The sequence below is a fragment of the Saccharopolyspora gloriosae genome, assembly GCF_014203325.1.
Taxonomy (GTDB): domain Bacteria; phylum Actinomycetota; class Actinomycetes; order Mycobacteriales; family Pseudonocardiaceae; genus Saccharopolyspora_C; species Saccharopolyspora_C gloriosae.
On the sequence record NZ_JACHIV010000001.1, the window covers coordinates 1,187,748 to 1,213,114 of the forward strand.

Here is a 25,367-nt window from a genome sequence, read left to right on the forward strand (position 1 = left end):
CTGTTCGGAAGGAAGCTGAGCCGTGAGCCTGGACGTCTTCGCGTGGATCACGACCGGCATCGACCCGCTCGACGTGAACTCGTCGCACATGTACGCGCTCTCGAGCGAGCTCCGCTCGCACGCGCAGAACTACCAGCAGCAGGCGAACGGCATCAACCAGCTCTCGGCGGGCGCGCTGGACAGCGTCGAGGGCGACACCGCCGAAGCGATCCGCAACTACAGCTCGAACCTGACCGGCCAGGTCCCGAACCAGGTCCGCGCGGTCTACAACGCCGCCGACGGCGTCGACATGTTCGGCGTGAACGGCGAGGAGATCTGGTACGAGTTCTACACCACGGCCGCGTTCATCGTGGCCGACATCGCCATGATCATGGCCTCGCCGTGGGGGCCCTTCCTGCTGCCCTCTCGCCTGATGGCCGGGCGCATGACGTTGAAGGCGATCGTCGACCAGGGCAAGGAGATGGCGGGGTCGCTCAACGGCTGGCTGCGCATGGCCTGGCAAGGCATCGAGGAGGGCAACGAGGAGCTCATCCAGAGCGGCCTCCCGCAGGTCATCACGATCGCGCAGGGCAAGAAGAACAAGATCGACGGCGAGGCGCTCTACGTCTCCTGGCTGGCGGGATTCTCGGCGGGCGCCATCATCAGCGGCCTCTACAAGGGCGCCAGCTACAACCAGTTCACCAAGGACCTCTCCCACACCTGGTACGGCGGGTCCCACCTGGAGTTCCTGGGCGAGCTCCCCGTCGAGATGGTCGTCGCGTCCTTGATGGGCGGTGCCGGAGATCCGCTGGGGACCTACATCTCAAGCACCAGCATCGGCTCGATCACCAAGATCTTGCAGAACTGGGCGACCGAGAAGCGGCGCGAGCTCGGATTCGACCGGCACGGCAACCGCATCCCGGACTCGCCGGACCTCGACACCGCGGTGAACCTGCCCGACAAGCCGCTGCCCGAGGAACGGGGCGGTGGCGACCGGTCGTCCGCGGAGAAGCCATCGCCCGGGCCGGTCGAGCCGCCCCCGGTCAAATCCGAGAACCCCTCGACCCAACCGCCTCCGGAGAAGTCCGCCGGGCCGCCCCCGGCGTACACCCCGGTCCCGCAGCAGTCACCGGGGAAGCCGGACACGCCGCAGGGCCTGTCGCCGGAGAAGATGAAGTCGCCGCCGCCCGCGTATTCCCCGTCCCCGGAGAAGGGGCAGGGGAAGTCGGAGCTCCCGACCCGAGGGCAGTCGCCGAAGGGCGGTCAGGAGCCGCCCCCGGCGTACACGCCGAAACCCGGGCAGGCGCCCGTTGCGGGGCAGGTGGCTCCTCCGGCCTACACCCCGGCTCCGCAGCAGTCGCCCGGCCAGGTGGAGCCGCCTGCGGCGCACGCCCAGCAGGGCGGGCAGGAAGCGGTGGGCGGGCAGGAGCCGCCTCCGGCGTACACCCCGAGTCCCGAACAGGTCCCCGTGGCGGGCCAGGAACCGCCGGCGCCCGCGCCGTCCGGTGGGCAGGAAGCGGTGGGCGGACACGAGCCGCCTTCGGCCTACACCCCGAGTCCCGAGCAGATCCCTTCGGCGGGGCAGGAGCCACCTGCGGCGCACGCTCCGCAGGGCGGGCAGGAACAGGTCGGTGGGCAGCAGTCCCCGGTCGATTCCACGCAGCACCAGTCGGACAAGGGCGCTCCGGTCGGTGGAGAGGGCATCGGCGAGCACCGCTCGCCCGTCGAGCAGCAGGAGAACGGTCCGGGCCGGAGCGGCGAAACGCAGCAGGACTCCACGGCACCGCCGCCCGGCGCGCCCGGCCGCACGCCGGGCGAACAGCAGGTTCCGCAGCAGGACGGTGGCGCGACGCCGCCCCGCAGCGATGCGGATCCGTCGCGGCAGCCGGGCGCGGAACCTCTGCCGATCGGTTCGCAGCAGCCGCTTTCCGTTTCGCAGCAGCAGGTTTCCGACACCGCGCCGCGGCTGGGCACCGGCCTGGACGGCGGGTTGCCCGGGTTCACCACCTCCGTGCCGCAGTCTCCGGGGGACGTGCCCGGCGACCAGCCCCTCTCGCCGCAGGACCGGCCCGCGCAGGAGAACGGCCCGGAATCGGGAGCCCGGCCGAACTCGACGGACCCGGACGCGGCCCGGCAGGAGCCGGTCCGACCGGCTCCGGACCGGCTCTCGGTGGACCAGCCGGTTCGCGATCCGGAGCAGGACGCTGCGCGGCGGATCGAGTCCGATCAACACGGTGACCGGCCCGCTGCGCCACGCCCCGTGGCGGAGCAGCAGGACCAGCAGGATTCCGGCCGGCAGAGCACGACCGGCCCCGTGGCCGCCACCACGGGAAGTCGGGGCGAGACGACCACGAGCACTCCGGCGGCCCCGCGAGACCCGGCGGCAGGCGCGGTGCGAGGTGGCACCAACGCCCCCAACCCGGGCATCCGGCGTCCTGACCAGGTCTCGGACGCCACCGAGGACGACGTCGCGAGCGCGAGTCCTCAGCTGTCCCTCGAACGGGAGGCGCCGCAGGAGCACGCTGATCCGCTGTCGACCGCGTCCCTCCCGAACGTCTCACCGACCGATCCCGGGCAGGCCGAGCAGCGCTACCAGGTCCGGCCGCAGCACCAGGACGACACCGCGCAGCCGCCGCGCGAGGACTCGGCCCGGACCCCCGCGCCGGTGAGCGCCGAGGCCTCGAACCGGGACGCGCGCCGCGACGAGAACTCCCCGCCGCAGCACCGGATCGAGCCGCGGACCGGAGCGACGAACCCCGCTCAGCTCGTGGGCGCGCGGTCGTCGTCCGGCACCGCGGTGCCCGGCACGTCGGCGGCGATCCCCGGCGTGGTGTCGGCGGAGACGTTCGCGAACGACCCGGCCGGGGAGTTCGCCTTCAAGGAGAAGCACTTCAAGAACTTCCTCCTGGTGAACAAGCAGAACTACCGCCACGACCAGGACGGCCTGCTGGGGTACCGGAACAACTGCGTCGCGACGGCGATCCAGTCGCTCAACGCCGACCTCCGCCCCGCTCGGGCGGCGGAGTTCGTGGCCGGGCCCAGCGGCATGGTGGACCGATCGCGGGTGCCGGAGTCCGGTCTGCCGCCGATGGAGCTGCAGGAGAACGGGGTCGTCGATGTGCGGGATTACGCGGCGTCCCTGAAGCGCGCCTTCCACGTGCACCACGGCGACGGCGTGGAGGCGGACTACCCCGTCGGAATGATCAGCCTGGGCTACGAGGGCACGCACGGGCACTCGTTCTCGGCGCACCAGCGCGGCGATGACCTGGTGCTGTTCGACGGGCAGGATTGGAGCCTCGCGTCGAATTCGGCCGCCGAGGTGTGGTTCTCGCCGTTGACGTCGACCGACGAGCTGAACCCGGTCTACTCGCCGCTGGACACCGGCGACGAGGTCGATCAGCGGTCCGTCCCGGAGGCCACCGCGATGACCGGGCAGGCAGCGCCGGTGCCCGATCGGCCGGATTCGGCCGCGTTGGTCGAGGACCTGAATCGCGATGGCGTCGTCATCGCGGTGGCCGATGGCCGGAGCTTCGGTCATCAGGCCGCGGCTACCACGTTGGCGAAGTCGTTGCGAGGGCTCGGCGTGCGCGGCGAGATCACGGTCGTGGGCGATGCCGAGCCGATCGCGAAGCTCCGCAGGCTCATCGGGGATGACGACGGCCTGCGGACGGTCGAGCTGGGTTCGCCCGAGTGGCACGGAGCCGGTGATCGCGTCGTGCTGAGCGCCGCGGACGACGCCATCGGACCGGAGAACGTCGAGGAGGCCGCGAACTTCCTGGACCGCTTCGGCGCGAACGAAGCGATCGTGCTCAAGCCCTACCTCTGGGAGACGGGCACTCGCGTGCACCTGTCGCGGCCCGATCCGAACGCGGAACCCGCGATCGTCGACCTCGACCAGCGGATCGACCCGAACGCCCTGTACCGGTTCGAGGTACCGCGCATCGACGATCCCGCGGAGCTCAAGCGCTTCATCGGCGATCACATGCGGGGTGACGACCGGATCGCGGGTGTGCACGCGGTGGTAGACGCGGTGACCGGGCCCGCGCGGGTGGATCTCATGCCGATCTACGGCATGCGCAACGTGGAGCCGTTCGTGCGTCCTGGCGTGTCCGCGCACCTGGCGGAGGGGATTCACGCGTCGAACCCGGGCCGACCTTCGATCATGCTGGAGATCTCCGATTCGCAGGTCGAGTACGTGCCCAGGCACGAGGCCCCGTGGCTGAGCTACGCCGACGTGACCGACGGCGACCTGAGCGAGGTGATCGCCGGGCTAGGGCCGGACGACGTGCTCGTCCTGCGCACCGGCGGCCTGCCGCAGCACGTGTTCTGGCAGCTGTTCCAGCTCGGCGATCTGCCGGCGGCGATCGAGGGCGCGAACGCCACGAACCTCGCGGCTCTCGTCGGCCGGCCGTACCTGTCGCTGCACGACGGGAGCACCCCTTACCCCCGGCACGATCAGGAGACGGCCGACAGGTTGAGCTCGGTCACCCGCGGCTTGACCGGGGGAACGGACTGGACCGCCGCCGCCACCGGGCAGGCCGACGCGCGCAGCGCCTCGGACTTCCTCGACGAGGACAACGACCTGCTCTGGGCGATGAACGCGGACACGGCTTTGGAGTCGCTGGGGACGCTCCGCGAGTACGTCGAGCAGAACTCGGACGACGCGGACATGACCGTCGGCGACCTCGGCCACATGCTCGGACTCCTGCACGGGCGCGGAGCAGAGGTCACCGAGGCGCTCGGTGGCGGGCGCGAGGCCGGGATGGTCGGCCGGATGGTGGACACCCCGGTGGCGACGCGGTGGATGTTCCGGAACGCGGAGCTCCCGATGCCGTTGACCGCGGACGGCCTGGACCGGGTCATGGGAGCGGTGCGTGACGAACGAGCGCGGGTCGGTGAACGGCTGCGGAGCTTGGCGCCGAACGCGCCCAGGCCGGAGAACGTCCAACCCATCGCCGATGCGGTGCGTGAGTTCAGAAACCCTGATTCCCCTCTGGGGCGTTACGTCGAGCAGGCCCACCGCAGCGCGCATGATCCCGCTAACGACCAGGTCTTGCAGGCACTGCACTACCGCGCCGGCGCAACCGTGGCGCCGGAGGGGGCCAGCCGCTCGGTCCGATCGGATGCGGTGGTGGCCGCGCGCACGGCCGACGTGCACCTCGGGCAGGCGCGGCGCGATGTCGAACTGCGGGAATTCATGCAGGACGCCGTCATGGGAAGGTTCACGGGCCACCGTGGGGACGGCGGACACGTCACCACTAGGGGAGCCAGGCTTAACGCCCTCCGTGATCATGTTCGGCAGTTCTACGGCCACGCCCGCGGTCTCCTCTCCGAGGAGGGGGAACGCGGCCCGGTGACGTTGTACCGGGCGATCCGGCTGGGGGCGGCCGAGCGCGCCGCGGGCACCTTCACCGACCGGTTGCCTTCGTCGACGTCGTTCGATCCGGACATGGTGCGGGAGTGGACGCGGAACCGGGGTGGGCGCTCGCAGTACGCGATCTTCGAGATCAGGACCCAGCCCTCGCACGCGCTGATCGCGATGTCGTATCCGCCGGAGCTCCGAGGGCGGCCCGATAACGCCCAGGAGATCAATGCTGATCAGTCGGAGGTGTTGCTGGCACCGAGTGAGTACATCGAGGTGGGACGGCGGGTCGAGAACGGCTTCACGATCATCTCGGTCGAGGCCCAGGAGTTGGCTGTTGAGGATGCCGACCAGCTGATCCAGGAGCAGGCGCCCGGGATGGGCATCCCGGAGGCGTTCCAGGCGTTCACTCGCTTCTTCGAGCAGGAATCGATGCGCAGCGCCTACTCCTTCGACCTCGCTGATGCGTCGGCCACCGTGATCGACCGCCCGGACGGACGGTCGCGCTCCTTCGTGTTCACCCGGCCGGGCTTGCAGGCGACGCACACGTTCACCGTGGAGCTCGACGCTTCCGATCGGCGGGTGACGGTGTGGATGACGCCCAGCGATCGCCGCGCGGTCAAGTTCACCTACGACGCGGGCAACATCGACCTGATCGCCGCTTACCTCCGTGATGGGACGCTGCACGACACCGAGCAGTTCGAGAACCTCTTCTTGCCCACCGAGTGGTTGCAGCACCCCGCCGAGATGCCTCCGGCGGAGCCGTCGAACCATGGGACGGAACCGTCCGGCGCTCGGTACGGCGGTGCCGCGCCGACGGCTTCGCCGCAGGTGCTCGCGGAATCGGCGCAGGCCGAGGCGGTGCGCACGAGGGACGTGCTCGACCAGGCGCGGGACGACCTCGCTCGGACTCCGCCGAACACCACCGGGCGGCCGCGGGTCATCTCCCTGGAGACCTTCGCCGACGATCCGGTTCGCCGGGAGCGGTTCGTGCGCCGGTACTTCGCGCCGCAGCTGCGGGTGAACAAGGCCAACTACGAGCGGAACGTCCCCGGGCACCGGACCAACTGCGCCGCCGCCGCGATCAACACGTCCAACTCGAGGAACTTCCCGGAGCGCGCGAGCAGGGGGGAGTTCCGCGCCAGGCCGAGCGGCGTCGTGCAGCGGGGTATGGTCGAGGTGATCTCCGGCCTGGGTCCCGCGCGGCCCCGGTCCTACGCGTCCGTCGAGGGGCACGTCGACCGGCTGCCGCACGACTCCCACGGCCCGCTCTTCCAGCAGCAGCAGGACATCGGGCACTGGCTGACGGTGCTCAACCTGCACGGCTGGGTCGTGTACTTCGACGGGCAGACCGGCGATCTGGGGGCCAGGACTCCTGCGCAGGCGTTGTACTTCTACGAGGCGCCGACCGATCGCGTGATGGCGCCTAGCAACCTGCCGGTGCGGCAGGGCGCGCGTGGGCCTGGTGCGGGTGGCTCCTCCGACGGGCGCAACCCGCGCCGCAGCCGGGGCGCCTCGGCCGCGACGGGACGTCCCGGTACCCGTATTCCCACTTCGCTGTCGCGGTCCGATTCGACCTACATCGCACCGCAGCGCGATCCGGACGCGGCGCGGGCGACCGGGCATCGGCAGTTGCTGGATCCGGTGAGCGAGTCGGTCGAGGAGCCGGCGGCACCGCGGCCGGTGGACGACCTGGGGCAGCGGATCGACGATCCGGTTCCCCCGTACGAGAGGGAAGAGCCGCCGCCGGGGTACGAGCCCGAAGGCCCGCCTCCCGCCTACGACGACGTCGTGCCCTCGAACTCCTCGGGCGGCGAGCAGCGGGACCGGTCCGGGCACGGCGACGGCTCCACCGATTCGCGGCAGCCCACCGGCCGGGGCGGCGCGGCCGGTCCGGAGCGGGGCCGCCGGCACCTGATCGACCAGCAGCGCGTCGTCGAAGTCTTCCGGCCGCGCCCGAATGACCGCGAGGGGTTCGCGGGCGAGCAGGGGAACGGCTACCAGGCGCTGGAGTCGGCCGTCCAGCACGGCCGAGGTGGTGTGGAGTCCGCGGCGGCGCTGACCGAGTCGGGTCAGCAGGACGGCCGACTGCCGGACGTGGTGTCGGCGACGACCTTCGCCGACGATCCCGTGGGCGGCGCGGACTTCCTGCGGGAGAGCGTCCCGGGCTTCGGCCTGGCGAACCGGCAGAACTACCTCGACGGGGTTCCCGGCAGCGACACGAACTGCCAGCTCGCCGCGGTCCAGGGCGTGAACGCGGATCACCACCCGGAGCGGGCGGCCGAGTTCACGGCGCAGCCGAGCGGCCCGATGTTCCGGCAGGAGGTGGAGGCTCAGACCGGGCTGCGGTTCTCGCAGCAGCCGGACGGGTATTCCAGCGGTGCCGAGTACATCAAGGGACGGCCCGAAGGCTCGCAGGCGATCGTCTACCGGGACCAGGGCGACGGGGACGGCCACTTCTTCCGGGTCAAGAACATCGATGGCCGAGCGGTCTTCCTGGACGACCAGATCGGCTGGTTCGCGGATCTCGACACGAACCCGCTGGAGGTGTGGCTGGCCCCGGTGACGTCGAAGGACGAGTTGCACCTGGCTCCGACACCGCTGGAAATCGCGGGCGAACCCATGCCCGCCGGCCCCACCGGCCGTGGCGCGGGGCTGTTCAGCCGTCGCAAGTCGCGCCCCGGATTCCAGGGCGAGGACTCCCGCGGGCGTTCGCTCGAATTCCGGCGCAAGGACGTCGACCGGGGGACGTTGCGCACCGACGACGGGCGACCGAACGGAATCCTGCTGGAGGCCGACCCGGACCGGGCGGCGCGGGTCCAGGAGTGGGCGCGCACCGCGGACCGCATCCGCGTGATGCGGACGGTCCCCGGGCAGCCGACTCGCGCCACGACGGCCGTCGCGGGTAGCGAGACGGAGCCGCCCTTCGACGAGCCGGCCATCTTGGCGCTCGGCAACGGCGACGGGATGTTCAAGCTCCCCGTCAAGAGCGGAGGTCGCACCAGGACGGTGTGGGCGAGCGGCTCCACCGTCGCGGAGTACCTGGTTCGCAGCGACAGGTTCCTCGACCTGCTCTCCGATTCGCAGCGCTCGGGCCACAAGCCCGAGCTGTTGCTGCTGACCGATCCGCTGCACAACGACGTGCTCCTCGCGGACTTGACCAGGCGGTTGGCGCAACTCGGGTACGACGTCGACGTGTTCGTCGGCAACCACCGGTCCTCGCTGCTGCCCGGTGGCCGGATCGCGGTGGCGGACAACCGCGGCCTGGTGCGGTTCCGGGTGCGCAGGCGCCGGGAGACCGCGACCGTCGGCACCTTCTTCCCCCGGACGGTCCGGAAGACCCGGTACGTGGTCGAGCGGACCGCGCTCGCCTCGACCCGGTACTCCAAGGCCGAACTCGCGGAGATCGAGCGCGGCGGGTCCGCCCGCGCCGACGGACGGCCCTCCGCGCAACCCGATCGTCGCGATGACGAGGGTGTCGAGAACGATCACGACGAGATCGGGTCGGACTTCGACGTGGACTCGGACCCGGACGACGTCTCCGACTCCGAGTTCGCCCCGGGATCCGATTCCGAGTCCGAATCCGAGGCGGAGGACGAGCCGGGCGGACGCAGGCCGGGACCGCGCACGGAGGGAAGTTCGGCTCCGCGACCGCAAGGCCGCCCCGAACCGGAGCCGCAGGCGAAGCCGAAGCCGCCATCGCCGAAGCCGGCGGCCCGGCCGGAGCCGCCGAAGGCCCAGTCCCGGCCCGAGCCGGAGGTCGGGTCGGGTTCGCGCTCGTCCGACTGGGTTTACCGCGAGCTGGGGGTGCGGCCCGGTGCGCCGGTGCACCACTTGGAGCGCGCGCTCGCGGGTTACAGGTACGCGGGGTCGTTGACCCCTGAGCGCGTTCGGGAGATCGAGAGCGCGCTGGCGGAGTTGTCGCAGTCCGGTGCGCAATCCCAGCCGCAGTCGGCGTCGAAGCCCGAGCCCGAGCCGGAACCGAAGCCCGGGCCCGGCCCGAATCGACCGGCCGAGCCCGAGCCGAGAACTCAGGCGAAGCCGGAGCCGAGGTCGAAGCCGGGTTCGCTGGAGTGGGTCTGCGAGGTCTTGGACATGCCGCCGGGCACCCCGGTTCATCGTCTGGAGCGCGCTTTCGGTCGCCTCAGGGAGAACCCGGGTGAGGTCGGTCTCCAGCGCATCCAGGAGGTCGAGGATGCGCTGACCGCCCTGAAATCCGGCGCGCAGCCGTCCGCCGGAACGCAGCGACCGCCGCGCCCGACGTCCCAGCCCCAACCGAATCCGAAGGCGGAAGCGAAGGCCAAGAAGGAAGCCGAGGCGAGGGCGGAAGCGAAGGCCAGGGAAGACGCGCAGGCGAGGGCGGAAGCGAAGGCCAGGAAGGAAGCCGAGGCGAGGGCGGAAGCGCAGGCGAAGGCGGAAGCCAAGGCCAGGGAAGACGCGCAGGCGAGGGCGGAAGCGAAGGCCAGGAAGGAAGCCGAGGCGAGGGCGGAAGCGCAGGCGAAGGCGGACGCGAAGGCCAGGGAAGACGCGAAGGCCAGGGAAGACGCGAAGGCGAAGGCGGAAGCCAAGGCCAAGGAAGACGCGCAGGCGAGGGCGGAAGCGCAGGCGAAGGCGGAAGCCAAGGCCAAGGAAGACGCGCAGGCGAAGGCGGACGCCAAGGCCAAGCCCGAAACCCAGGCCGACCTCGAGTCGGTCGAGGATCACTACGCCGTGCTGGGCGCCGCTCGCGGTGACGACATCGCGGACATCAAGAAGAAGTGGCGCAAGCTGCTGCTCGCGAACCATCCGGACAAGAACCTCAACAACGAGGAAACCGCAAAGAAGAACACGGCCCGGATCAACACTGCCTGGGACGTTTTGTCGAACGACACGGAGCGTCAGAAGTACGACGACGACCTCGAGAAGAAGGAGCAACACGCCAGGTACGCCGAGACCATGTACGGCGACCCCATGGCCGGGCCGTGGACCCGGAGGCCCGAGCGCCGGCACACCGGGCCGACCGCGGAGCCAGAGCCGGAGAGTCGTCGAGAGCGTCCGCGCCGCAGGTACACCGAGCACGATGAGTTCTCCGGTGGCCGGACCGGGCGTCCGAGCAGCGGTCCGCGCGTCTCGCCGGAAGAGATGGGCCTCGCGCGGGGCCGGTCCCTGTTCAGCTCGGGAGGGCGAACTTTCTGGGACACCGTGATGTTCCGGCTGGACAGCGTGTGGCAGCGGCCGATCTACAGCCAGGCCCGGTTCGACCCGCGCGGCCGGGTCAAGATCGGTGTCAGCTTCGTGTGGGCTCCCAGTCGGATGGCGGACTTCTACACCAGCGTCGGCATGCCGCGGATGGACCAGGTGATGCGCACGGCCGAGGTGGAGGATCTGGGCGAGGCGCTGCGCCACCGCCGCCGTGCCGGGCTCGTGCGGCCGCCGTGGGGGGACCGGTACCCGATCGTCAGCGACCTGCTGACAGCGGACGGGGCGCGCTTCCAGCTCCCCGCCGGAGCGGTGTACGTGCAGGGCAAAGCGCTGGACAAGCCGATGGAGGTCCGTGCGGACGGTGCCGCCATCGCCCTCGTCAACCTGCACTCCGCGCATTTCCAGGAGGCCTACGAGCTGAACCGGCGGGGGTCGCTGTTCGCCATGGCGTGCGGTCTGACCCAGGACCAGCATTCGCTCCGGTTCATGCGCGAGTTCCGCCGGGCCGGGTACGGGAATCCGGCGCACTTCCCCAGGGACCTCCTGGGGCTGCACATCACTCCCGACGAGAAGCACCTCGTGCTCGGCGTTTCGGGGAACGCGGGCATTCGGAGCTATCCGGGGGCTACCACCTCGACGACGAGGATTCCGACCTTCGTGTCGGACGAGTACCGCTACAGCCCGGACGAGCTGCACCGGATCAGGCTCGAGTCGCGGATGGACTTCCCGGAAGATCTGCCACCGCGGCCGCCGACCGAGCACCGAGGACCGGACGAGCATCCGGGAGGGTCCGATCAGCGGACCGCAGAGCCGGAATCCGCGGGGTCGGACGAGCGGGTCCGCTCGCGAGCGCGGGCCGCGCTGCTCGACTTCGACCCGCTGAGCGCGTCCCGTGGCGTCCCCTCGAAGGCGCTGGACGACGAGGGCGGCCACCGGCCGGAGACCCCGCTGGACCTGGACGGGGGCGAGGCGCACGAGCTGACGACGTACTCGACGCCGCCCGCCGACGTCGCCGGGGCGGAGTCGACGCGATCGGACGGCGGCGATCACGGCATCGCCGGGCGCGGCGCGGGACGAGGCGGTCTGGAGACGATCGTCGAAGAGCCCGCCGACGCCGCCGAGCAGGAGCACACTGAGCCGGCCCCGTCCGAGCAGGACTCGATGGTGGACCGGGCACTGCGGGAGCGGCCCTGGGTCGACGGCGACATCGACGGTTCGCGCATCCGGGCGATGGTCAAGGACCTGGTGCGCGACCCGAAGTCGGACGGCACCGAGCTGGACAAGCGGGTCGACATCGCGTTCTCGGACCAGAACCTCAAGGACGGATTCCGCTCCGGCCTGGAAGGTCTGCACATCGTCGACCTGGGTGACAAGCCCGGCCGGGGCCCGCGCGTCGTGCTGGACGTGAACGAGCTGTCCGAGCCGGGAAGCCGGCTGCCGGGAACCGACGACGTGCGGACCTCCGGTGGTCGGGAGCGGGTGCTGCACCAGGTCTCCAGCAGCCGGGCCAAGGCGCGCGCCGAATCCGTCGCGGTCCGGGTGCCGACGCCGTTCGTGGCGGTGTCGGGGAAGCTCGCCGGGTCCGCTCACCAGCGCGAGTCCGGCATGAGTTCCGCCGCGAAGCGCGGGACGTCGACCGAGATCACCGAACCGCACCTGCCGGTCGTCGCCGCCCGGCACCAGGCCCGCTACCGGATCTCCGCCACCTCCACGGGACGCCGTCCGCAGCGGTACTTCAGCGAGGCGGTGGCCGACCTGCGGCTGAAGTGGCCCCAGCGATCGCAGCTGAACCCCGAGGGCGGTCTCCGGACCGGGAACCCGGAAGCGATCGAGCACGTCGACTTCTCCGGCGTCGGCGGCATCTACCGCGCGGTGCGGGACAAGCTCGGCGGCGACTTCTCCCCGAACGACCCGGCGGAGCTCGATCTCCGCACCGTGCTCGCCGAACTCGGCGGCGAGGGCAGGTCGCTGCTCAGCGGCGAGGTGCTGCGCAAGACCTTCGACTTCGCCGGTGGCGGCAAGCCGGTCGACGTCCTCATCGGCGTCACCGATGTCCGGCCGCTGCGGGCCGCGACCTCCGAGGCGGGGCTCACCCGTGCGGAGCGGACCGGCGGGGAGATCTCCTCCGGCGAAGCGATCACCTTCCGGCACGGCGGCGGTGGTGGTGTCGCGGGCGGGGACGTCACCGGCCTCACCGGCTTGCTGTTCGGTCCGCAGAGCGAGGACATCCGGAACAAGATCCACAACGGTTCGGCGGTCGCGAGCCACGAGCACGAGACCACGGAGAACTACGAGGGCCCGCTCGACGAGGTGCTGTCGAACCTGACGTACGTGGTCGACGTGCTGCCGCACGACGCCCGCGCCACTTCGGGTGAGCCCGCCTTGGTCGCCGGGACCGCCACCAGCAGGCTCAAGCCGCACAACGCCGAACAGCACGGGTGGACCAACAGCGTCGCCACCGCGCCGACCGAGCCCGCCGCCCGGGAGGTCGACGCCGAACAGGCCCGCAACGCCCCGGATCGGGTGGACGCGATCCACCGCCTGCCGAAGGCCACGGTCGACGCGCTCGTCGGCCCCGCGCTGTCCGAACTCGCCGTCCAGGGGCACGTGGCCCCGCGCGAGCTGCCGCGCGCCGCGCAGCGGATGCGGCGCTTCGTCCAGGACCACGCGCGGGAGATCACCCGCGGGGACGGCGTGCGGTTCCCCCTCAGCGCGGTGTACAAGGGCGCGCCGGACGTGTTCTTCCACGGGGAGATGGACCTCGACCGGGCGGAACTCGCCGCCGACGAGCCGGGCACGAGCATCGGCGGCAAGCTCGTGTCCGCCTACCAGCGCATCACGGGGCAGGACAAGGACCGGACCCGCGCCCACGGGATCGGCGGGATGGGCTACGCCGACAACTTCTGGCCCGGCCTCACCGGATTGACCCTGGACCACACCAACATCGCCGGGGACACCGTCACGCGCAAGGTCGCTCACGAGCAGTCGTTCACCGGGAAGGGCCGGGTCCGGCGGTACGAGTACCGGGCCGAGTTCACCACGCGCCTCGGCGGCACCTGGTCGGACCCCGGGGCGGCACTGCCCGGTGTCATCGGTGCGGTCCACGTGGAGGCTTCGGACTCGCCGGGCACCGCGCTCGGCGAGCCCACCGGTGAAGCCGAGCCGGAACAGGTGTGGCAGGACGGTGCCGCGCAGCACGATGGGCGCGACGGTGACCTGCCCGCCGGTTTCGAGCTGGATTCGCTGGCCCCGGTGCCCGGACTGCGGCGGACCACGGCGACCATGCTGGGCGGAGTTCCCTTCCACCGGTGGCGGGACATGCTGAAGCGGCCGTTCATCGGGCGCGCGCCGGTCAAGTTCGACGAGCACCGCGGTCACTGGTCGCGCCACAACGCGGGCCGGTCCAACGACCCGGGTGAGGACGTGTTGAACGAGCGCAACGCCGGTTTGGGCGGGCTGGAGGTGTTCAGCTCACCGGAAGAACGGATGGCCGGTTTCGCCGGGGCGGTGCTGCTCGGGGACCGCCGCGAACTCAAGACCCACAACCGCGGCGGAGTCCTCGGCAGCCGGGAGCTGCACGGGGACATCTCCCTGCGGACGCGGTTGAGCAATCCGACGCCGATCCGGGTCGACGAGCGGCACTGGTTCGCGGACAAGAGCAGCTCGGAGACCGACCGCGCCGTCAGCGCGCAGAAGTCCCTCATCGGCAGGCTTCGGGCCGGGGCGGTCACCGTGATCCCGGTGAACAAGGGGTCGGGCTTGGGCGCCGGGGTGGGGGGCGAGCTCGCGTACACCCGCGGCTCCGGCACGTCCGACTCCCGCACCGCCAAGAGCACCGACGCGACCGGGCACTACGAGCGCGGGTACCTGATCCGCTACGACGGTGAGCACACCGCGCACACCTCGGTGCGGCGGCGCTGGGAAAGCCTGCTGCGCAGGCTGCACGACGGAACCCCGGTGCACGCGACGAAGTCGCTGCGGCAATCCGGCTACGCGAAGGTGTGGGTCCCGGCCAGTGCGATCGACCAGGTCGGCCGGCTCTCCGAAGCGGACGTCGCGAACCTGCGGCCGGAGGACGCCGAGCGGTACCGCCGGGCCCACGGACCGGACGCTCCGGTGGACGGGGAACCGGCGGCGCCGCGTTCGGACGGGGACGCGCGGCAGGACGAGTCCCGGGGCGCCGAGCCGGTCGAGCCCCCCGCCGTTCGACCGCCGGACGACGTCGGGCGCGGCAAGGGCGTCATCGCCGCGCACCGCTTGAAGGCGGGCGGCGAACTGGCCGAGGGGATCGCCGAGCAGCTGGCCCGCCGGTCGCGCGCCAACGGAGAGTCGACCAGCGTGCGGTGGCAGGCCTTGGCGGCCGTGCGGCACGCACTGCACGGGGCGCGGGCGTCGAGCGACCCGCCCGCGGCGCAGCGGCTGTTCGACTCGCTCAACGAACGCATGATGCGGGACTCGGTGTGGCCGGTGCTCGGCTCGCGCAAGGGCGACCCGGTGCTGCGGGAGATCGTCAACGGGGGATGGCCGCTGCTGGTGGTCACCGACCAGGCATTCGGCAGGGTCGAGCAGCTCGTGGTGGTGCGCGGCACCCCGCGCGGAGGGCGCTTCCACCAGACGATCGGGCGGCCCTCGGATCCCGGCGAGCCCGGACGTTCCTCGGAGCACGAGCTCGTCCACCGGTCGCGCCAGTACGACACGCGAGGGTTCTTCGGCAGGTTCACCGCCATGTTCGTCGGCTATCCGGCGGCGACCGGGGCTCCCGCGGCCCTGATCGCGCCGGGCGGCTCGATCACCTACAACACGGTGAGCCAGCCGGAGCACATGCGCGAGCACACCACCGGGGCGTTCGCCGGGCTGGAGGGCGCGAGCCACCAGTTCGTCCACGACCTGGACGTCGAGATCGACGTCTACCCGTACGCCTCACCGGGCGCCTACCGCAAGCTCCTGCCGGACTGGGTCTCCACGCTGAGCTCCCCGGTGCTCAGCGAACCGTGGTCGGGCGGCTTCACCGTGCCGGACGCGATCCGCTCGACGGTGCCGGTCGAGGAGACCGTCCCGCTCGGTTCCCCGGAACCGGAACCGCTCGCGCAGCAGGTCTTGTCGCTGCGGCACGACCAACGGCAACGCGGGGTGCCGCTCGGATTCTCGCCGAACGCCGTCGTGCACGTCGGTCGTTTCGAGGCGCCGGGGCTTCGCGAGGGCTTGAAGAGCCTCTTCCTCGGCGGCGGCGAGCAGCACCGTCCCCGGCTCCGCCCCGGTGACGCGCACTCCCTGCTGACCGAGGCGCACGTCGACAAGCTGCGCAACGACCTGCCGCGAGCGATGTCCGCGAGCGGCTACCAGGCCGAGTTGACCAGCGGCCCCCTCTCCGGAGTGGTGATCAAAGCGGGACTGACGCAGCGCAAGCTGCACCAAGTGCTGGACGGTTCGCTGAAGCCGAACGAAGTCGAGAAGCGGCTCGTGAAATGGGCGGCGGACCAAGGCCTCGACTGGGGCCCCGCTTTCCTGCTCCAGTTCCGTGATCCGCAGATCCACAACTCGGCCTACCGGCCCGTCCACCAACTCGCCGAGTTCGAGAAGCCGCTGGGCCGGCGGAACCGGAAGCAGTCCACCGAGCTGTCCGCGAAGATCGAGGCCGCGGCCACCGAGCACCGGACGATGTACCTGGTCACGGCGGTTCCCCGGTGGAGGATCGAACCGAGCTACCGGGGCGAGGGCACCCCGCGGGAGTGGGCGGACCCGATCAGCACCGGCCGGGACGAGCCGATCCCGCTCCTGGTCGACCGCCAAGGGCTGCTCGACCTCGGTTTCGAGGTCCCGGCCCCCGGCGAGGAGATCGGGGCCGAGGGCACCAGCCCAACGCGGGAGCAGGTCGTGGCGCTGCCGGACGAGACGAGCGACCAGGCCACCGGTGAAGAGCCCCCTCCGGAGTCCACTGCGGACTTGTCAGCGCGGCCGAGCGAGCTTGCCGGAGCCGGGGACGGTGCACACGGCGGATCGCCGCGGCGCGACCGCGAGATCGACGTGCGCGTCGACGAAGGACGCACGCTTCCGCTCGGCATGGACAACCGGGATCTCGACGACATCGAGGACTCGGTGCACGAGAACCGCTGGATGGTTCCCGACGGCGCGGAGGTGGTGCGGCTCGCGCAGGCGCGCGACCCCGAATCACCGCACTACCGGGCGGGCTGGGATCAGCTCACCCCGGCGCAGTCCTGGGCTTTGATGGCCGCTGAGCTCCGCGGCGCGCAGTTCCACCAGCGTGACCGAAACAGGGCCATTGCTCGTATCCGCAGGCTCAACGAGCAGAGTGGTGCGAACTACCCCGACAGCAAGGCGGAACGCGCCGAGATCGCGGCGGCGGCGCACGAGAAGCTCAAGTCCTGGCCCATCGCCAGGAACCTGTTCCCGCACGCGCTCGTGCCGGACGGCAACGGCGGGCAGGCTCCGCTGCTGCGGTTGCTCGCCGAAGGACAGCCGATCCAGAACGCGTGGGAGCGAGGTGTTCTGCGCGACGCCGACGCGAGTCATCGCACCAAGGTCGAGTGGTGGTTCGGATATTCCTCCGCTTTTCAGCAGGGCGACGGCACGACGGTCGTGGACCCGTCGGAGATGCCGCGCTACGCCGCTGTGATCCCGCCGAGCCGGACCGAGGGCACGGCCGTTCAGTGGGGCACGGTCGTGCTGCACTGGAACGACGAGATCCGGGCTCGCACCACGTTCACGCCCGGGGACACCGGTCTCGCGCTCAGCGATGATTCGGATGCGAACGCGGTCAAGTACACCGACAACGAACACCTGTACACGTTGCTCGCCTACGGCGACGAGGAGTTGTTCCGGCACCTCGTGGCCGAGGCCACCGATTTCCGCTACGACCCCGAGCTGGCCGGGGCGCCCGGAACGAGCACGCACGATTACCTGGAAGCCCAGATCCACGGCCCACTGGACTTGTCCGCCGTGGAGAAGGTGGTGATCAACTGGGGACGCATCAGTGCTCATGACGGCTTCCAACCCAGCCTGACTCGTGCCGAAGCCGAAGAGCTGGCCGCGGACCTGCGTTCCGCGCGCCCGGAGCTGACCGTCGAACTGGGCAAGGAGCTCGGTGAGCCGGGCGAAGCCGACGCGGCCGAGCAGGACCGGGTGCGGCGGTTGTACGGCCTGGCGCCCGACCGGAACCTGGACGAGCACGAGCTGGCGGCGGCACGGGAGCTCGATCGGCTGGCCGGTGGCGGTCCGTTCGCACGGCACGCCGAGCGCCAGGACCTGATTCGGTCGCTCATCGGAGAGGACGGCTCCCGCCCGGACGACGAGGCGGCGACGCGGATGCTCTCGGAGCTCTTCGACAACACCGTCCGGCGGGGTGTCGATGCTTCGCCCGACGCGGAGCCCGGTGTGGATGTGCAGGCGTCCCCGATGGGTCCGGAGTGGCGATCTGCCCGGGTGCACGCGGTGTCGGCTGATGGGGTGGCGCCGCTGTTCGAGGTGCGTCGTTTCACCTCGGGTGACGAGGAGGTCTTGGCCGCGACGGTGCGGCTGAGCCTGCGGCCCGGTGCGGGCGTCAGCGCTGAGCAGGTCGACAGGTTGCACCGGTCGTTGCTGGCGGCTGCCGAGCGGCGGGTGAACGCGGCGGGACGGGAGTTCTCGTCGGGTGCGTTCGCCGGTGCGCGTTTCGCGCTGGACGTGCAGCGCGATGACCGGCCGGGAGGCGCGGCGCACACCGGATTCACCGTCGTCGACGGTCCCGCCTCGGACGGCCAGTGGTCGTTGGACAGCAGCGGCGACAAGTTGCTCGACGGTGTCCTCCGGCAGCTCGGGGCACCCCACGTCCAGGACGGCGCGGACGTGCTCGGTCCGGAGCGGCTTGCGGGGATCGCGTCGTCGGTGGAGGGGTCGTGGCCGATGCATCCGGACCCGCGACTGCGGGAGGAGCACCCGGCGCACAGTGCGGGCTTCGACGTCGCGGAGTACGACGTCGCCCGCGAGCAGGCCGCGGTGACCACTGTGGACGTCGACCTGACGCTGCCGTTGCCGGTGGAGGACCGCGGTGGGCCGCGCGCGTACTTCGACGTGCGCCGTTTCGAGGTCGGCGGTCAGCAGGTCGTGGAAGGCACGCTGCGACTGGACCTGGTTCCGGCGGAGGGCGTCACCGCTGAGCACGTCGATGCGGTGTGGCGGTCGACGGTGTTCGGGGTGAACTACCTGGTCAACAGTCAGGGGCTGTTGTTCCCGGCGGGTGGTGAGCTGGCCGGTGAGCGCCTGTTGGTGCGGGCCGAGCGTTCCGATGCCGACTCGGCGCATCGCAGAATGGACATCACCGAACCGGGGTCGCGGGCGGACGACGGCCGCTTGCCGGTCGGCAAGTCCCCGTTGATCTACGGCCACGAGCTGCTGCACCGCTTCGGTTTCGCCGACGAGCACGCGGGCGAGCGGCGACTGCCCGCGGACCTGCTCCAGCACATCCGCAACCACAAGCAACTGGTGGCCCGGCACATGGCCGACTGGGGCGGTGTCACGCGGCGCGCGCACAACACCGGAACCAACGTGATGGGCGGGATCGACGCCCAGGACCTGACGGTGGCGCCGCACGTCCCGTCGCGGCACCTGAGCCGGCTCGACCGGGTGATCTCGGGTGCGCTGGCGTCCCCGACGCCCTACCGGGGCTCCGACCACGCGGCCACCGGTCAGCACGAGCCCGAGCCGAGCTCGGACGACGACGACCCCGTCACCCGGTTCAAGGAGCACCGCCTCCAGCAGCTGCTCGCCGAGATCAACGACTACCTCGCCGTCCGCGAACCGGACAGCACCCGCGTCTGGCACGGCGCGGACGGCCGGGATCGCCGGGGGAGCGAGCAGGAATGGCAGGAACACCTCGACCGCGGCGCGGACCTGTTCGAGAGGTGGCATGCCGAGAACGCCGCCGGGCGACGGCCCCGGCGTGAGCCCTACGTGCTGGAGAACCGCGTCGAAACCCTGAAGAGGGAACTCGAACTGGGACGACGCGGCCCTCGGGCCGTTCCGAAGATCAGCCATGGGCCGGAGCAACCCGGCCGGCCCACGACGAGGAGTCTCAAGCGGCTGATCGATGACGTGGAGGACCACGCGGTGCGGGCCAAGTCGAGGCTCGACCTGATGGGGGACACGCTCGGCGACCTCGGTGCCGATACCGAGCACCGGGGAACGCATCGGCGCATCCAACGCGCATTCCGGCGCCTGTTCACCGAGCTGCACGGTTGGCGTGCGGAGGCGGTCCCCGGGCAGCCGGTCGACCGCGATCGCTACGAGTCGCTGGCGCAGCTCTACCACGGGCTGGTGAACCTGGAGGACGCCTACGGTTCCGAGTTCGAGCAGGTGAACTCTCCGCTGGAGAAGTTGCTCGCGAAGATGGCCGGCATCACGACGACGGACCTCGACTTCGGTGGCCTGCTGGGCGAGTACGACCGGCTCGGGCGCCGGGTGTCGGCGATCCGGCCGGTCAACGCGCTCGACGCGGCGGTGCGGCCGGCGGACCCGTCCGAGCTGCCGTTGCTCGAGCTGTCCGCGGCGCCGGGCGGGCTCCTGTGGCGCACGGACGACGAGATGCTCTACCGGGAGGACGACCGGGACTACGAGGCCGTCTTCAGGTCCGGCTTGGTGCCGTGGGAGGACTCGGCGCTGCCGGCCTCGCTGGACACGCACCAGACGACGATCGGCCTGCGCACGTCCTTCGTCTCGTTCAGCCGGAGCAAAGCCTTCTCGGCGGAGTGGGGCGACCACCGGTGGAACGACGACTACGACGTGAACCGGCGCGAGAGCGACCGCATCCAGGTGTTCGAGATCGACGCTCCCGGCGGGATCGACCTGGTGGCGTCGTTGAACCGGTACGCCATGCCCATGCAGCAGGAGGTCGTCTTCCCCGGCGGCGTCCGGCCGGAGTACATCCGCGGTGTCGAGCTGCGCCACGACGACGGTCGGATCGAGTACGTCCACAACCCCGCCTACCGGGCGCGTTCCGCTTCCGCGTCGGTGTCCTCGTCGGCCCCGGTGGTATCGCGGGGGCAGGCGACCGGCTCCGCTCTGGGACGGCCCGGGGTGTCCTACCCCGGCCCGAGCCGGCCCGGGCTGCTCTCCGGCCCGGAGCCGGGAAGTGATCGTCCGCTTCCACCGGTGGTGCATCGTGGCGAGTTCGAGGTGGAGGACGTCGACGGCGAGCCGCACGTGCGGCTGTACACCGTGGTGTCGGCTCCGCAGTTGCCGCAGCTGGACGTCCTGAGCGGGCAGCCGAGCGCGGCGTCGGTGGGCGACGTGCAGCAGGACCCGGTGACCGGCCGGATCCAGGTGCTGTCCTCGCAGGTGGGGCGGCCGTTGTCGGTGATCGCGGGGCGCCCGCTCTCGGCGGTGCAGCTGCTGTCGGCTGCCGAGGACGTGCTGGCGGAGGTGCTGCCGTGGCGTTCGGCGAACCCGCCGGTGATCCGGTCCTACCTGGCGCCGCTGGAGTTCGTGCGGGAGCTGAGCCGGGATGCCGAGGTGCGGGAGGAGTTCCCGCACCAGCACGACGGACGCACGGTGAACGTGTGGCCCAAGGCGGGGCCGAACCTGTTCACCGTCGCGCCGGAGTCGTTGCCCGATTTCACGGGTGCGCTGCGGCCGGGTTCGATGGTCACCTACACCTCGGGCCTGGGCAAGGATGGGCTGCTGCGCGGCGACTGGGCGGGTGCGGTCGAACACGTGGACGGCCTGCGGGACCGGCTCGGCGTGCCGCGCACGGACCGCGAGCTCAACTCGAACTGGCGGGCCTGGCCGACGCTGGACGAACTGGAGGCCGGTTCCGTCTGGCAGTCGCGCCGGATCGCGCGGGGCCTGCGGCAGCACCACTCCACCTGGCTGGAACTGGTGTCGCCGTCGCGACGGGACGCGGCGGCCGCACTGCGCGCGGGCGACCCGATCGTGCCGCTCGGCCAGCGGACCGAGGAGTTGCGGGACTTCCTCGACGAGCACGAGTTCGGCGAAACCCGGCTCGACGACTGCGTCGAGCACCACCGGACGGCGTCGAAGCGTCCGTGCGAACTGGACGACTTCATGGAGCGCACGGTGCGGCCGTGGGCCGATCAGGCCACGATCGTGGTGGCGCTGGCGGAGGACCACGGCCGGATGCTGGGCGACCTGGGCATCACCGGCAAGGGCGCGGACAACGAGTTCGCCGCCCTCCGGGAGGAGCTGCCGCAGCAGCAGGCTCGCCGGCGGGCTGCCGGTGCGGCGATCACCGCGCGGTGGCGCGACCATGCGGACCCGGACCGTCTCGTCGCGACGGCCGGTGAGCACCTGCCGGAGCTCCTGCACCGGGACGGACCGCACTTCGGCGGCGAGGCCCCGGAGGTTCACCGCGAGCGGGTGCGGCGCACCTTGGGGCGGTACCTGGAGCTGGCGCGGCAGGAGCCGGACACCGGCCGGGTGATCCCGGTGGACGCGGTGGTCAAGGCGATCCTGTTCCGCGGCCTCGGAGCCGACAGCGCGCAGCGGCAGCAGGCGGCCCGGTACGAGCAGTACTCGGACGAGTTCCCGCCCCAGGAGAACTTCGCCGACGGCGTGCCGCAGGACCAGGACGACGAGCACGACCTCGTCCAGGACGACGCCGCGGCGCAGCAGCGGCGGCCCGACGCGGTCCCGCGCAACGCGGTGGCGGCCGACCTCGCCGGGCGCTACGGCGAGGTCTTCGCGGACGGTGACCTGGAGGCGGCTCGGGTGCTGGTGGCGTCCGACTCGTTCGGGCAGTTCCAGGAGAACAAGGTTGGTGCGGACGCGGTGTTCGAGTTCGTCGCGCGGACGGCGTTGCGGCTGACCGGCCGCGACGCTGCCGGATTCCGCGGCAGGCTGCCGGATTCCGCGGTGCGCGACGTGCAGCGGCTGTTCGTGGAACTGCACCAGTTGCACCAGGCGGAGCGCGCCGAAGCGGACTTCACTACCGGCGCGCCGGTCACCACGTCCGGCGACCGGCTCTTCGCGTACGTCCCGAGGCTGCGGCGCGGAGTTGCCGAGCTGGAGTCGTTGTTCGCCACGCCGCGGGCCGTGCGCGAGACCTACGCCCGGCTCTTCCCAGCCGAACCGCTGAACGGGAGCGACATACCCCACGGCCGTTCGAGGCCCGGTCCGGCCGCCGCGCGCGAGTCCGAGACCGGGCCGGTACCGGCCCGCCGGGACCGGCCGCCGTTGCGGGATTCGAGCTTCGATTCGGACGATTCCGAATCCGAGTCCGAAACCGGTTCTCGGGACGGGGAGATCGAGGTCGGCGACCAGGAGTTCCGGGCTCGTTACCCCGAGTTCGTAGGGGTGAACGCGGCGCGGTACGAGAGTGGTGATCCGAGGCATCGGACGAACTGCCACCGGGCGGTGCTGGCGGCGTGGGCGACGCGTGCTCGCGGTGAACTGGTCACCGCGTCTCCGGATGACGTGGTGACGGTGCGGGACTTCGCGGAGGAGGTGGGCGCACGACCGGTCGCGGCGACCTACCGGAAGGTGGCCGAGCACGTCGCGGGTCAGCGCCCGGGAGCGCTGGGCGTGGTGCTGCTCCACGGTCAGGGCGGGAAGTTGCACGCGGTGCTGGGAGAACGTGCCGGTGGCAGGGCGCGCTTCGCGGACGTCCAGCGCGGCGTGATGGTCGAACCCCGCCCGGGTGATGTCGCGGGATACGTGCCGTTGCCGGGGACGGGTGCGGTGCCGATCGCAGGTGAGCCGCTGAACCCGGCGCTGCTGATCGGGATGCAGAAGTACCCCGTGGACGATGGCGGCGGTTCGCGGTCGACCCGTCGCGAGCGGTTCGCGCGCCTGCTGGGGCGGTCGGGCGGTCCGTCGTCGGCCGGTCCGTCGGGCTCGGCGCGGGGAACCGATTCGTCGTTGCGGCGGCAGTTCCCCTCGCTGTTGCGGAACTCCATGCGGGGAACGCCGGGAAACGAGGTTCCCGCCCCGGACCCGGCCTCGTCGAGGCCCGCCCCGACACCTACTCGTGCGGAGATGGGGCTGACCCCGCTGTACACCGAGCCGCCGCACTACGGCGAGTCGTCCGCGCCGCCTCCCGCGCAGGCCGGTGGGAATTTCCGTCGCGCGAGGCTGGTGGACTCCATAGCGATCACGGAGGCCAGCTTCCCCGGCCCGGATGACGCTGCCGCGTTCTTCCGGGAGATGTTCCCGAACCTGCTCGCGATCAACCCCGGTGGTCGGCGCAAGAACGACTGCGGTTCGTCGGTGATCGCGACGATGCTGACGCTCGTCGGCGGTGTGACCGTGGAAGTGGACGGTGGCGGCCCGATGACCGTCGGGCTGATGCAGGAGCGATTCCAGGACGTGCTCATGAAGCAGACGCTCGTGAAGTACGAGACGCAGATCTTCGCCTCCGAGCCCGAACGACAGGCACGTGCCTCGGAGATGTCCAACAGAGATCGCCTCGACGCGTTGTGGGATCGGCACCACCGCCGGGGGCAGCGGAACTTCGGCCTGTCAGCTGAGCAGGTGCTCGACATCGAGGCACTGCCGTCTGCCCAGCGGCGGCAGGCCATCGCGTCGCTGCGCGAGGAGTACGAGGAGCTCGAGGACATCCTGCTCCTGATTCGGCAGCTCGTTAACGAGCCACCCCGAGCGGTGGGGGCTTCGTACGCTGAGGTGACCGCGTACGCACGCGACCTGCCGAACGAGAAGGCGGTGGTGTTCCTGCGCGGTTCCGAGGGGATGCTCCACGCAGTCGTCGTCGCGACCTCCCCCGAGGGTGTGGTCATGTTCTTGGACGGGGACCGCGCGACGATTCCCGATGCCCGTCCCGAGACCGTGGTGGGAATCCTGCCGTTCGCCCCTCCGACGGAGGGCGAGTTCACCGGCCGGGTGCTCGACCCCGACCAGCTGGTCGGTGCTCCGGCCGGTCGCGCTCCGATCGCGGTGGAGGACTTCGCCCCGGACGCCGCCGCGGTCGGGGTGCAGGACTAGATCCGCGCCGCCGCGCACGACGGGGAACCGCTCACCGCCGGACACCTGGCCGAGCGCTTCGGGATGAGCAGGCAGCGGGCGTTCGAGCAGATCGACTCCGTCGCGCGCGCCGACGTGCTGGCCGCCGCGGCGGCGCGTCGGCCGCTCGGGCCGACCGCCCTGGCGGAGAAGTACGGCAAGAACGGCGAGTGGGCGCGGGACGTGGTGCTCCGCGCCGCCGACGAGTTCGGAGCCGAGTTGCGGGCGGCGAGCGCGGAATCGCCGTTGCGCGGCACCGGGTCGCTGCACGAGCGGTTCGGGGCCACGGAGAAGCAGAACACCGCACTGCTCGAAGCCGCCGTGGTCGCCGAGCTGCGCGCCGCCGCGGACCTCGGCCGTCCGTACGACGCCGACGACCTGGCCGCCAGGTTCGGCGATCACCCGCTGCCCGCGAACACGCTCATCGCCGTCGCGGGGGCGTCCGACGCGCGCGAGGCCGCCCGCGACGGCCGCCCGCACACGCCGGCCGCGCTCGCCTCGAAGTACGGCTTCTCCTCGACGCGCGCGAGGGAGCTGATCGGGTTCGCCGCGCTCGCGGACGCGCGGGAGGCCATCGATGGCGGCGGCTCCCACACCGCCGCCGAGCTGGCCGCCGCTACGACATGAGCCGTCGTTGGGCGTCCGAGCGGATCGAGGACGCCCGCGACACCACCGGGCTCGTGCAGCCCTGGCCGTTCACCCGGGTCTCCCGTCCGCTGGGCGACGACCTCGGCACCGCCTCGGGCGCCGCGCAGCGGGCTCGCGCGCAGGTGCACGCCGCCGTGGAAGCGGGCCGCAGCGCACCGCGGAGGAGCTGGCCGAGACCTTCGGCAAGCCACGAGCGCGGGCCTTCGACCAGATCGACCAGGTCGCCCACGCC

The 25,367-nt window shown here is 71.5% G+C and carries 3 protein-coding genes; 2 read left to right on the top strand and 1 reads right to left on the bottom strand.

From position 1 onward, the window contains the following. The first annotated feature begins 22 nt into the window (after positions 1-22). The gene (locus tag BJ969_RS05540) at positions 23-24,469 is read left to right on the top strand and encodes a scabin-related ADP-ribosyltransferase (protein WP_184477782.1); all 24,447 of its coding nucleotides are present in this window, start codon (positions 23-25) and stop codon (positions 24,467-24,469) included. Between the two features lie 63 nt (positions 24,470-24,532). Beyond that, positions 24,533-25,114: a hypothetical protein gene (locus tag BJ969_RS05545; RefSeq protein WP_184477783.1), complete on the top strand. Its 582-nt coding sequence runs from the start codon at positions 24,533-24,535 to the stop codon at positions 25,112-25,114. Here the strand turns inward: BJ969_RS05545 and BJ969_RS05550 are convergent. Then, positions 25,104-25,364 (bottom strand): hypothetical protein, encoded by a 261-nt coding sequence (locus tag BJ969_RS05550; protein ID WP_184477784.1) that lies wholly within the window; start codon positions 25,362-25,364, stop codon positions 25,104-25,106. The genes BJ969_RS05545 and BJ969_RS05550 overlap by 11 nt on opposite strands. Positions 25,365-25,367 lie beyond the last annotated feature (3 nt).